The 11,255-nt window shown below is 39.4% G+C and carries 12 protein-coding genes and 2 pseudogenes; 7 read left to right on the top strand and 7 right to left on the bottom strand.

The features are described from left to right. Positions 1-108: pseudogene (locus tag FTT76_RS16760) on the top strand (IS5/IS1182 family transposase); the annotation flags it as partial. 3 nt (positions 109-111) lie between these two features. Beyond that, positions 112-657 (top strand): tetratricopeptide repeat protein, encoded by a 546-nt coding sequence (locus tag FTT76_RS16755; RefSeq protein ID WP_180190642.1) that lies wholly within the window; start codon positions 112-114, stop codon positions 655-657. A gap of 26 nt (positions 658-683) precedes the next feature. Here FTT76_RS16755 and FTT76_RS16750 read toward each other — a convergent pair. The 5 genes and pseudogenes from FTT76_RS16750 to FTT76_RS16730 all read right to left on the bottom strand — a co-directional run bounded on the left by FTT76_RS16750 (position 684) and on the right by FTT76_RS16730 (position 4,955). Next, a pseudogene (locus FTT76_RS16750) lies at positions 684-1,645 on the bottom strand (IS30 family transposase). Between the two features lie 418 nt (positions 1,646-2,063). Next, complete coding sequence (locus tag FTT76_RS16745) at positions 2,064-3,230, bottom strand: cupin domain-containing protein (RefSeq protein WP_180007285.1); 1,167 nt, start codon at positions 3,228-3,230, stop codon at positions 2,064-2,066. Between the two features lie 96 nt (positions 3,231-3,326). Then, a complete protein-coding gene (locus tag FTT76_RS16740; protein WP_168379856.1) occupies positions 3,327-3,872 on the bottom strand; it encodes a hypothetical protein in 546 nt (181 codons plus the stop codon). A 106-nt stretch (positions 3,873-3,978) separates the two neighbouring features. Next, positions 3,979-4,572, bottom strand: coding sequence for a nucleoside triphosphate pyrophosphatase (locus FTT76_RS16735; RefSeq protein WP_168379679.1), 594 nt, complete (start codon positions 4,570-4,572; stop codon positions 3,979-3,981). Then, positions 4,572-4,955 (bottom strand): DUF2237 family protein, encoded by a 384-nt coding sequence (locus FTT76_RS16730; RefSeq protein ID WP_078188698.1) that lies wholly within the window; start codon positions 4,953-4,955, stop codon positions 4,572-4,574. Before FTT76_RS16730 ends, FTT76_RS16735 begins: the two co-directional genes overlap by 1 nt. 140 nt (positions 4,956-5,095) lie before the next feature. Between FTT76_RS16730 and FTT76_RS16725 the strand changes: the two genes are divergently transcribed. The 4 genes from FTT76_RS16725 (at position 5,096) to FTT76_RS16710 (ending at position 8,836) form a co-directional block, all read left to right on the top strand. Continuing rightward, entirely contained in the window at positions 5,096-6,283 is a 1,188-nt protein-coding gene (locus FTT76_RS16725; protein ID WP_180007284.1) for a phosphoglycerate kinase, read from the top strand. Between the two features lie 151 nt (positions 6,284-6,434). Then, a complete protein-coding gene (locus FTT76_RS16720; protein WP_078188696.1) occupies positions 6,435-6,710 on the top strand; it encodes a hypothetical protein in 276 nt (91 codons plus the stop codon). Between the two features lie 122 nt (positions 6,711-6,832). Further along, the gene (gene fba, locus FTT76_RS16715; RefSeq protein WP_180007283.1) at positions 6,833-7,870 is read left to right on the top strand and encodes a class II fructose-bisphosphate aldolase; all 1,038 of its coding nucleotides are present in this window, start codon (positions 6,833-6,835) and stop codon (positions 7,868-7,870) included. A 111-nt stretch (positions 7,871-7,981) separates the two neighbouring features. Then, complete coding sequence (locus tag FTT76_RS16710) at positions 7,982-8,836, top strand: EamA family transporter (RefSeq protein WP_180007282.1); 855 nt, start codon at positions 7,982-7,984, stop codon at positions 8,834-8,836. Between the two features lie 338 nt (positions 8,837-9,174). Here the strand turns inward: FTT76_RS16710 and FTT76_RS16705 are convergent, their stop codons facing one another. Both FTT76_RS16705 and nfsB read right to left on the bottom strand, forming a co-directional pair. Beyond that, positions 9,175-9,408 (bottom strand): hypothetical protein, encoded by a 234-nt coding sequence (locus FTT76_RS16705; protein ID WP_078188692.1) that lies wholly within the window; start codon positions 9,406-9,408, stop codon positions 9,175-9,177. A gap of 115 nt (positions 9,409-9,523) precedes the next feature. Then, positions 9,524-10,177, bottom strand: a complete 654-nt coding sequence (gene nfsB, locus FTT76_RS16700; protein ID WP_111883737.1) for an oxygen-insensitive NAD(P)H nitroreductase — start codon at positions 10,175-10,177, stop codon at positions 9,524-9,526. A gap of 252 nt (positions 10,178-10,429) precedes the next feature. Here nfsB and hpaI point away from each other — a divergent pair, with 252 nt between their 5' ends. Continuing rightward, positions 10,430-11,224 carry a 4-hydroxy-2-oxoheptanedioate aldolase gene (hpaI, locus tag FTT76_RS16695; protein WP_168379673.1) on the top strand — a complete coding sequence of 265 codons (795 nt, stop codon included), beginning with the start codon at positions 10,430-10,432 and terminating at the stop codon, positions 11,222-11,224. Positions 11,225-11,255 lie beyond the last annotated feature (31 nt).

The raw sequence follows: 11,255 nt of genomic DNA, 5'->3' as shown, positions 1-11,255 counted from the left end.
AAAACCTTCAAAATTCTTGCTGAGCGATATCGCAATCGAGGCAAAAGACTAGCATTAAGATTCAATCTAATTGCTGGAATTTATAACTTGGAGCTGAGTGAAAAATGACTTATGAAAGAAATCTATTATATTCCAGCTATTTATAATGTAGGAAGAGTTCGATTAGAGCAAGGATATTATACAGAAGCAGCATCAATTTTTAAGGAGATTGAAAATGATAATTTCGCGCCAGCCTTTAATTTAATAGGTGTGATGTATAATTATGGCTATGGTTATGATGTAGATTTAGAAAAGGCACTGAAATATTATAAGAAGGCTGCTTTGCTAGGTAATCCAGATGCGCAGTTTAATATTGGGCAAATGTATTTTGAAGGAATAGGGGTTAATAAGGATTTTAAGGCGGCTTTCAAGTGGTACACTTTATCGGCAAATCAAAATTATTCTCTAGCGGAGATCCAATTAGCAACATTATATTTTAAAGGGTATGGTGTGGGAGCTAATATTAATACAGCTATTGAAATAATAAAACCATTAGCAATAAATGGGAACCCTGATGCTATTTACAACTTAAGACTTTATTATAAAAAACTAAATAATTCAAAAGATTATGAATACTGGGATAAAGTATGTAAAAAAAACCATGATTGTGATATTTGACTTTAAATTTTTTTAAAATGGCGGATTCAAGCAGCAAGTGCAACAGTATAAAAACCAGCCATAACTTCACTCGGTGTATACCAACCTAGTGTTTTTCTAGGACGATGGTTGAGTGCAAATTCTATCTGCTCTATTTGTTCGTTTGACACGTCATCAAACGATGATGATTTTGGCAGATATTGACGGATTAAACCATTCGTATTTTCATTTCTAGCTCGCTGAATAGACTTGTAAGGGTCAGCGAAATACGCCTCTATGCCGGTATCAGTAATTCTTTTGTGTTCGGAAAATTCTTTGCCATTATCAAATGTCACGCTATAAGCATGGCTCATTCGTAAACGATCTAATGCATAAGTAATCGTTTGAGGGGATGCTCTCGTTGGCCCTAAATGAACAATATGTACGTACAGGCTCTTTCGATCAACGAGAGTTAATAAAGCACCTTTATGATGCTTACCAATCACCGTGTCACCTTCGAAATCTCCTAAACGTTGTCGTTATCAATGACCTCATCTCGGCAATGAATACTTGTTTTATCAATGATTTGACCCCTACGATCCGTGTTTTTGTAACCTCGTTTTCGATATTTCTTCTGATGCCTTAAGTGTAGATGGAGTTTACCGCCTTTTGATTTATCTTGATAAATGTACTGGTAAATCCATTCATGTGAAGGTGCATCCAGCCAACTGCGTTGTGTTAAAGCACCTGAAATTTGTTCTGGTGACCAGTCCAAGCCAATCAAATAATCAATATACGCGAAGGCAAATGCTGTCATTGATGATGAAGGACGGTACCGTCTTTGACTTGCAAATTTAGCTGCCTGTTGAGCCCTATATCCACGTTGCCCAGTATTTCTTTTTAATTCACGGTAGATGGTTGATCGTGAACGCCCTAGCTCCCGAGCAAGGGTAGTGATTGAACTTTTACTTTTCAAAGTAGCATAAATTTTGTATCTTTCATCTTGAGAAAGTTGGGTGTATTTCTTCATTGTGTGCTTTCCAATTGCGAGTTGAAAAAGTCTAATGATTCTATGAATACATCTAACTTTTTCAACTAACTACAAATGTGTCGCACTTGGGATTTGAATCTGCGATGAATAATGACTTAAACTTTGAAAATATGTGCCTTTTTTCTTGTCACCATAGCTTCGCTTTTGTTTTTAGGCTTTTATATTTGAATTCCGATGGTATCTACGATCACCACATTCTAGTCTATGTCTTCACCTTAAATACAGCGTGATGCGCTATCTTTGGTTTATTGGATTGGTGTTATTGATTGTATGGGTTTATCGCGTCATCGTGGAGAAAAAAGCCGATCAAGTCGAAGATTTTTTAAATCGTAGAAAGCGAAAATAATGCTATTCAGTAGCATAAAAAGGGAGCGTGACGCTCCCTTTTTTATTGATTTTATTCAGCTTCTGTTGGGACGAGCATGAGTACAGATTCATTTAATAGCATGGCAATATCTTCTAAAATATCAGCATCATATAAAGATTCGTCTAGCGCTAGACTTTGACCATCGGCAATGGTTTTTAAATGCAATGCAAATTCGTCTGAGATACAGATTCCTTCACCATTTGCCCAAAACAAAATATCACCATCTTGCTCTGTGTAAAGTAAGCGTGAAGCAGGTTCTAACATGAGTTGATAGCCTTGATCTAGAGCTTCCTCTAAATCATCAGTGCCGATTTCTTCTGCTTCAGGAATATTGTCAGGATATTTAGGTTCTGACATTAAGCTCATGATTGCATCTTCAAGTACGGTTGAATTTTGCAATTGTTCAAATAACTTTTCTTTTAAATACTCAAGTTCATTTTCAGTCACTTGGCCAATCGCACTGATTTGGTCACGTAAAATGTCAGTTAATGGATTTTTAAGTAGAGGATTGTCTGTGAATTTGTCTGTCACTCGATCCATCATTTCAGTGACATTTGGCATGCGGAAGCCAAATGAATACGTCAGACATTCATCTTCAGCTACGCCATAGTGTGATAGGCCTGGTGGTACATAAAGTAAGTCGCCGGGAGCAAGCACTTCATCAAAATGAACGTCCATTTCTGGCAGTAAGCGAAGCGGTTGACCTTCGACAAATGAAGTATCGGCATCACACATCTGACCTAATTGCCAACGGCGGTGACCATAGCCTTGTACGAGGAATACATCATAAAAATCAAAATGTTGCCCGACAGAGCCACCTTTTTGTGCATATGACACCATGATGTCATCACGACGCCATTGCGGAATAAATGAAAACTGCTTCCAAAGCTCTGCTAGGTCAAAAGAATAATGATCGACAGCTTGAACCAATAAAGTCCACAGTTTCGGCATTTTTTGAAAATCGGCTTTAAGTAGTGGAGAAGATTTCACTGTCCATTGGTTAGGATCACGATCTTTTTGTTTGATGAGACGTGCAGTGACATTGTCTTCTAAAGCCAATTCAAGAACGTCTTTCGGTTCAAGTATTTGGGCAATTTCAGGGAGTGCATTACGAACCAATAATGGTTTTTTTTGCCAATATTCGGCAAGGAATTGTTCAGCGCTTATGCCGCCGAGGATGTCAAGAGAATGAGCCATAGCTAAATACATACAATTTTAATGGATATATTGTCCCTTGAGATTCCTGTTTTTAGCAAGGCTCTATTTCATTAAATTATTTCGATTAGCTTGAGACTATTTTAAAGGATTGTCTTTGAGATATTGCATGACTAATTTTTCAACTTCCAAATCATAGCTATTGGCAGCAGCCGTTGTCGCTGAAAATTTCATGAATTGCTCAAAATGTGCATTGGTGTCAATTTTAGTATTTTCTTTGTCAGACATTAATTTGAAATGATTCGGCATGACTTTTGCCATCATTTCAACATTTTCGGTTTGTAGTTTTAGAAGTTTTTTCACTTCAACTGTTTGTGGTTGAATGCTTTCAAATTTTTGTTTGCCTAGAGCAACCAGTTTATTGATTTGTTGTTCTGGCGTGCTACTACCACCGGTTTTGGTTTTAGTCCCTAGCTGTTGAATGATTTGCTCCTGCATTGCAGCGCCTTGTTGTTCTAATTCAGCAAAGATAAATTTATATTGAACCCATTCATTGACTAAGTTTTTATTGTATTGCTGAGAGTTGGTCACAGTTTGATTCACTGTATTGGTATGACCGTTTGTCGAACAAAATAGAAGGCTAATGCTAATGAGGCTAGATGAAATTAAATTAAACGTTTTCATGTTTTCAGTTCTTGGTTGTAATAAATAAGTAAGTGACTTTTTAATCATTAGCCCATAAAGAGCTAATGATGTGTTTATTATGCTGTAACAGATAATAATTTTAAAATTATGGGACTAAAATCTTAAGCTCACGCAAAATATTGCAGAGTTTAATCATCGGCATACCCATGAGTGTGGTTTGGTCTTGCCCGATCATTTCTTCAAATAAGCTAATCCCTAAACTTTCACACTTAAAACTGCCAGCGCAGTGTAGCGGCTGTTCAACCTGAACATAACGTTCAATTTCAGGCAAGCTAAGTTTGCGAAACTTCACTTTATAGTGCTCGACAAGGGTTTGTTCAAAACCTATCGATTTTTGTTGGACACTGAGTGCAGTACTGAAATAAACGATTTTGTCTGAATTGGCTTGAAGCTGCTTAACGGCTTTTTCATCGCAAAGCGGTTTACCAATAAAAATATCTGGTGCGCCTTCGCGCCATGCGACTTGGTCAGAACCAATCACAATTGCGTCTGGGTGTTGGTTTGCAATCGCAGAAGCTTTTTCAAATGCCAGTCGCTTTGCTAACTCATCGGCGTGGTTTTCACCGCGAGGTGTTTCGTCTATATCTGGTACGATTGAGTGGTAATCAATCCGTAAACGGTCCATCAGGTCTTTACGGGTTTGGCTGCTAGAAGCCAAAATGATTTTGGGAGTACTCATTACACTGCATATTCCATAAGTACATCAAGCGGCACATAAGACAGCGCCGCTTGGTGACACGCTTGTATTTTAATAGGTGGGGCAAATCCTTCTTGATACGCTTCCACCCAGCGAGTCACACAGATACACCAGAAGTCACCAGGTTGTAGTCCTGGAAAACCAACTTCGGGTAAGGGTGTGATTAGGTCATTGCCAACTTTTTGGGAAAAGTTTAAAAATTCAGATGTCATTTGTGCACACATCGTATGCTGACCAAGGTCTGTTGTTGCTGTATGGCAAAAGCCATTTCTAAAATATCCGGTAATCGGATCAAAACAACAGCTTGCCAAGGGTTCGCCTAAAACATTTAAACGATTAATATTTGGGTCTGGATGAATCGACATAAGCGCTGAATCTTTATAAGGCTTTTCGCTATCATAACAAAACTTTGGCTCTACATAGCTTTTCTGCAAAAGAAGCTAACGTTTTTCTGCATAATCATTTAAAATCGTCGCGTTTTGATATCAATAAAAGAGAGTAATGCATGAACTTTCAGCGTATGACTGACCTAGATTTGGCGGGTAAACGTGTTCTGATCCGTGAAGATCTTAACGTACCAGTTAAAAATGGCGTGATTACAAGCGATGCACGTTTACGTGCGGCGTTGCCAACAATTAAAGCAGCTGTAGAAAAAGGTGCTGCTGTAATGGTGTATTCACACTTAGGTCGTCCTGTTGAAGGTGAGCCTAAAGCAGAACAGTCTCTAGCACCTGTAGCTGCTTATTTAACAGAGGCGTTGGGTCAGGACGTTCAACTGATCACTGACTATTTGGACGGTGTTGACGTTGCGCCAGGTCAAGTGGTTTTACTTGAAAACTGCCGTTTCAACGTGGGTGAAAAGAAAAACAATCCTGAATTATCTGCTAAATATGCAGCACTTTGTGATGTTTACGTAATGGATGCATTTGGTACGGCTCACCGTGCAGAAGCATCGACTGAAGGCGTAGCACGTTGTGCAAAAGTGGCTGCTGCAGGTCCTTTACTTGCTGCTGAGCTTGATGCACTAGGCCGTGCACTTAAAACTCCTGCAAAACCAATGGTTGCGATTGTTGCAGGCTCAAAAGTTTCTACTAAATTAGATGTATTAACTTCACTATCTGACATCTGTGATCAATTGATCGTGGGTGGTGGTATTGCCAATACATTCTTAGCTGCTGCAGGCTTCAATGTTGGTAAATCACTTTGTGAAAATGACTTGATCGACACAGCAAAAGCCATTGCTGCAAAAGTATCTGTACCACTTCCAACTGATGTGGTTGTTGCTGATGCTGCTGAAATTGATTTTGCAGACTTCCTCGGTTCATTAGCTGCTGCTAAAGCTGTCGTGAAAAAAGTTGAAGATGTAACAGACAACGATATGATTTTGGATGTAGGTCCTGAAACTGCAAAAGCATTTGCTGAGATTTTGAAAACTTCAAAAACTATTCTATGGAATGGTCCAGTAGGTGTGTTTGAAGTTGATCAATTCGGCGAAGGCACTAAAGCATTGTCTTTAGCGATTGCTGAATCTGAAGGCTTCTCGATCGCGGGTGGTGGTGATACGCTTGCTGCAATTGATAAATATGAAGTTGCAGACAAAATTGGTTACATCTCGACTGGTGGTGGTGCTTTCCTTGAATTCGTTGAAGGTAAAACTCTTCCTGCTGTAGCGGCGCTTCTTGACCGTGCTTAATTTAGTATTATCAATAAGATAATACAGTATTAAAAAAGGTTGGCTTCGGTCAGCCTTTTTTTATCGCCCATTCATTTTGTCGTCATCAAAGTGCAATATTTCTGCAATAAAATTCATCGCAACACCTAATTAGCAGTAGTAGGAAACAACGATGAACTTAAAACTTGCACTTGCTGTACTTTTAATTGCTCCATTAACTTTGACAGCTTGTGCTAAAAAAGAGTCTGCACCAACGGAATCAGAAGCATCTGCTGTTGCCGTAGATAATGCTCAAACAACGCCAGAACAACAAAAAGCCATTGATGAACTTGATAAGCCAGTATTGGATGAAAAGAATCAAGATGTTCCTGCTGAAATTGCAAATGCACCTGCAGACGAAGCAACAGCTGACGCTGAAACAGCCGCTTCAGCAGCAGCAACTCACTAAGATTGTTGTCTTTATTTAAAAAGTCCCTGCAAATGCAGGGATTTTTTTTTAAATAGTGTTATTTGTTGCTGAATTGAAATGATTGAGCATGTAGAATATGCGGCATTACCTGGGAGGATATTATGGCTCTTATTTCATTGCGCCAGCTCTTGGATCACGCCGGCGAACATGCTTACGGCGTACCAGCATTCAACGTAAACAACTTAGAACAAATGCGTGCAATTATGCTTGCAGCAGATGCAACAAATTCACCTGTAATCGTACAAGCATCTGCGGGTGCACGTAAGTATGCAGGCGCTCCGTTCTTGCGTCATTTGATTTTGGCAGCAATCGAAGAATGGCCACATATTCCTGTGGTTATGCACCAAGACCATGGTACTAGCCCTGACGTATGTCAACGTTCTATTCAACTTGGTTTCTCATCAGTGATGATGGACGGTTCATTAGGTGAAGACGGTAAAACACCAACTTCATACGAATACAACGTAGATGTGACTCGTCGTACTGTTCAAATGGCACATGCGTGTGGCGTTTCAGTAGAAGGCGAAATCGGTTGTTTAGGTAGCCTTGAAACTGGTATGGCTGGTGAAGAAGATGGTGTAGGCGCTGAAGGCGTACTTGACCATTCTCAACTTTTAACTTCAGTTGAAGAAGCGCGTTCATTTGTATCAGATACAAATGTTGACGCACTTGCAATTGCGGTGGGTACTTCACACGGTGCGTACAAATTTACTCGTCCACCTACAGGTGACATCTTAGCGATTGACCGTATTAAAGAAATTCACGCTGCGTTACCAAATACGCATCTTGTAATGCACGGTTCAAGCTCTGTGCCACAAGAATGGTTGGCTGTAATTAATGAATTCGGTGGTAACATCGGCGAAACTTACGGTGTTCCAGTAGACCAACTTGTAGACGCAATCAAACACGGTGTTCGTAAAATTAACATCGATACTGACTTACGTCTTGCTTCTACAGGTGCTATGCGCCGTATGATGGCTGAAAAACCAGCTGAATTTGACCCACGTAAATTCTTCTCTGCAACTGTTGATGCAATGAAACAAATTTGTATCGATCGTTATGAAGCATTTGGTACAGCGGGTAATGCTGACAAGATTCGTCCAATTTCTTTAGAGAAAATGGTGAGTCACTATAAATAATTTGTCTTGAGATAGATTATTTTTGAAGAAAAGCCCACAATTAAGTGGGCTTTTCTTTGATTTGAACTTAGAAAAATTGCTTTAAATACAACTCAAGAATAAGAGCGTGTCATGGAATTGATCTTTGCTGCCGCGATTTGCAGTGTTCTCGTTTCAGTAATTCTAAAACTCTGTCGTGATCGGGGTTTTAACCCTGCACAAATGATCACATGGAATTATGCATCTGCGAGTATTTTATGTTTTCTATGGTTTAAGCCGGATCTAGCCCATATTTCGATTAATAAAACGCCGTGGGTTTTAATTGCGGCTTTGGGTGTATTACTGCCGACGATTTTTTATTGCTTAGCACGCTCACTGCAAACAGCAGGTATTTTAAAAACCGAATTGGCTCAGCGCTTATCGGTTGTGCTTTCTCTTAGCGCAGCCTATTTTATTTTCAGTGAATATTTTAATGCCATTAAGCTCATTGGTATTGCGCTTGGTGTACTTGCGGTATTGCTGATTTTATTTTCACAGCGTAAGGGAAGCATTGATGGAAAGCAGGGGATTTTATTTTTATTAAGCGTTTGGGCAGGCTATGCACTGATTGATGTGCTATTAAAATTTGCCTCAGGTTTGGGCATGCAGTTTGCGGTGACTTTAGATCTGGTGTTTATTTGTTCATTTCTACTTTCGAGTATTTATAACATCGTACAACACGGCAGTCTGGGGCAGACAAAAAATATCCTCGCTGGATTGGGCTTAGGTCTCTTAAACTTTGCCAATATTGCACTGTATGTGAAAGCCCACATGTTGCTTAAAGACACACCTGCAATCGTCTTTGCTGGCATGAATATTTTGGTTGTAGTTTTAGGTGTGGTTGCGGGCCTCATCATCTTTAAAGAAAAATTGAGAGTCGCAACCGTATTTGGTTTGATTGCAGGGATCATGAGTGTGGTTTGCTTAGCATATGCCATGTCTGTCTAAGATAACTTTTAGCAAAAACGATCGGGTGTTGTAGCAAATCATCCCACTCAGCCACGCCCATGAGCAGTCCTTGATCTCGACAACTCGGACACTCAGGGCAGTGATGATCAGTATATTGATAAGTATACAGATACATTTGATGGCAATGACCGCATTCAAACTTCATCGGCATTTGTAGTAAATATGACATGTCCCACCTCTGCTTGATTTGTTGTTCTGATTCAAATTATTCAGCAAAGTTCAGACCAATTTATAAATATTATATTTTCACATTGTTGCTAAATATGTCGTTATTAAAAAAGCCCTCGATTTGAGGGCTTTTAGTTTTAGATGCTTAGTTAACGTGTGAGTTGTTGAAAACGTTGTAAGGTGTTTTCAAAATAACATTTACCCACTGCAACGGGGTGTTTTAGGAAATCTTGAGTTTCAATCGTGCCTTGTAACTGACCCGGTTGTTTACAGTTTGGGCAGTTTGGATAGCTATGGAGCATATCGCCCGCATATTTTTGTAAATAAACCGTATTGCACGCTTCGCAATGAAATTTCATGGGTAATTTTATAGCTGTAGGCATAGGGAGAGACCTGAGTATATTTTGAGCAGAATATACTCGATAATTTTTTAAATAATAAGTCCCGAAATGACAAAAAAGAGGTAAAATAGCCCCTTTCGTCGGTTTTATGAAAAGCCTAGAGATGTGTAAAAATTTCTTCAGCATTCAGACGTGATTTAGGTAATTTCGCATTGAAATCATTTTCGCTACGATAGCCTAAAGTCATCAGTACAGAAGGAATCAAGTTTTGTTCAACTAAGCCCAATTCTTCAGTGATGATGGCTTCGTCAAATCCACCAATCGGTGTTGCATCCACACCTTCAATGCCTGCTGCCAAAAGCATTTGACCTAAAGCAATAAATGTTTGGTTTTCAGCCCAACGTTGAATATCACCTTTTTCATTACGATAATAATCGACATAACCTGTACGGCTGTCTTTTTGACCTTGTTTGGCTTTGTCATCTTTAAAGCGACCACTACGATCATCCTGATTTAAAAGATTATCTAAATGCTCTGCAGTGATGTCTGCTTTAGTACAGAATAAAATCGTATGTGATGAATCTAAAACTTTTGGGGCATTGTAGGCATATTTTCCTACTAAGGCTTTGGCAATGCGTTGTTTGGCTGCATCATGATCTGCAATAAAAAAATGCCAAGGCTGAATATTAATGGAAGATGGTGTTAAACGGAGTATTTGTAATAAACGCTCAAATTGTTCCTGTGGAATTTTTTTAGCAGGATTATATGCTTTCGTGGTATAGCGTTGTTTTGATACGTTTAACAGATCCATCGAATATCTCCAAATATAGTTTGCTGTAGTTTAGCGGATAAATGGCCAAATGGTCTAAGGAGAAAATTTTCCAAAGATAGATCTTAGTCGTATATGCTGGACTCAATGGCTAAAAATTAACAGATTTAAGCTGTATGAAGTGCGAATTAGAGTTATATAAAATCATAAGATAGATAAATGCTATTGGTAGTTTTTGCCAAAAGGCGTTTAATCAATTGTAGTTAATCATAGTTTAAGCATGAGACAGCAGCGATGGATTACACCAATCATTTCAAGAAAAAATTAAAAACCGAACAGCAGATTGGTTTGTGGGTCGGTTTAGCCGACGCTTATGGTACTGAAATAGCTGCAAATGCAGGTTATGACTGGTTGCTCATTGATGGCGAGCATGCGCCAAGTGATTTGCGGACGACATTGTCGCAATTGCAAAGTATTGCTGCATATCCTTCGCAAGCCGTGGTTCGACCTCCAATTGGTAGTGTGCAACTGATTAAACAATTGTTGGATATCGGTGCGCAAACCTTGCTGATTCCTATGGTTGAAACTGTTGAACAAGCTCAACTTATGGTTAAGGCCGTACGTTATCCACCTGAAGGTATTCGTGGAGTAGGTGCAGCATTAGCACGTGCAACACGTTGGAACAGTATTCCAGACTACTATGCAACTGCACATGAAAATATCTGTTTACTGATTCAGATTGAGTCGGTTGAGGGGATTAAAAACTTAGATGAAATACTGAAAATTGATGGCATCGATGGGGTATTTATTGGTGCGGTGGATTTGTCGGCGACGATGGGTTATCAGGGGAATTCGAACCATCCTGAAGTACAAAAAACCGTGATTGATGCAATTCAGCGTATACGTAAGGCGGGTAAAGCAGCAGGTATTTTGTCGACACAGCATGATGTGACTCAGAAGTATATCGAGTTAGGCACAGAATTTGTTGCCGTGGGTGTCGACACCAGTGTGCTCATGAATTCGTTACGTGAGCTTTTATCGAAGTATAAAACAGATACCCAAGTGATGAAAACAGAAGGTGGTTACTAAGCGGTACAGCCTTAAGCAATTGGTAACCGTC

Source organism: Acinetobacter sp. YH01009, from assembly GCF_013420765.1.
GTDB classification, from domain to species: domain Bacteria; phylum Pseudomonadota; class Gammaproteobacteria; order Pseudomonadales; family Moraxellaceae; genus Acinetobacter; species Acinetobacter amyesii.
The sequence above is the reverse complement of the archived record's forward strand: the minus strand, read 5'-3'. Positions and strand labels throughout refer to the sequence as shown.

Coding starts and splice junctions, on each gene's coding strand:
- hpaI (WP_168379673.1), top strand. CDS start 10,430: ATGGATTACACCAATCATTTCAAGAAAAAATTAAAAACCGAACAGCAG.
- FTT76_RS16755 (WP_180190642.1), top strand. CDS start 112: ATGAAAGAAATCTATTATATTCCAGCTATTTATAATGTAGGAAGAGTT.
- FTT76_RS16705 (WP_078188692.1), bottom strand. CDS start 9,408: ATGCCTACAGCTATAAAATTACCCATGAAATTTCATTGCGAAGCGTGC.
- FTT76_RS16745 (WP_180007285.1), bottom strand. CDS start 3,230: ATGGCTCATTCTCTTGACATCCTCGGCGGCATAAGCGCTGAACAATTC.
- FTT76_RS16725 (WP_180007284.1), top strand. CDS start 5,096: ATGAACTTTCAGCGTATGACTGACCTAGATTTGGCGGGTAAACGTGTT.
- nfsB (WP_111883737.1), bottom strand. CDS start 10,177: ATGGATCTGTTAAACGTATCAAAACAACGCTATACCACGAAAGCATAT.
- FTT76_RS16740 (WP_168379856.1), bottom strand. CDS start 3,872: ATGAAAACGTTTAATTTAATTTCATCTAGCCTCATTAGCATTAGCCTT.
- fba (WP_180007283.1), top strand. CDS start 6,833: ATGGCTCTTATTTCATTGCGCCAGCTCTTGGATCACGCCGGCGAACAT.
- FTT76_RS16720 (WP_078188696.1), top strand. CDS start 6,435: ATGAACTTAAAACTTGCACTTGCTGTACTTTTAATTGCTCCATTAACT.
- FTT76_RS16710 (WP_180007282.1), top strand. CDS start 7,982: ATGGAATTGATCTTTGCTGCCGCGATTTGCAGTGTTCTCGTTTCAGTA.
- FTT76_RS16730 (WP_078188698.1), bottom strand. CDS start 4,955: ATGTCGATTCATCCAGACCCAAATATTAATCGTTTAAATGTTTTAGGC.
- FTT76_RS16735 (WP_168379679.1), bottom strand. CDS start 4,572: ATGAGTACTCCCAAAATCATTTTGGCTTCTAGCAGCCAAACCCGTAAA.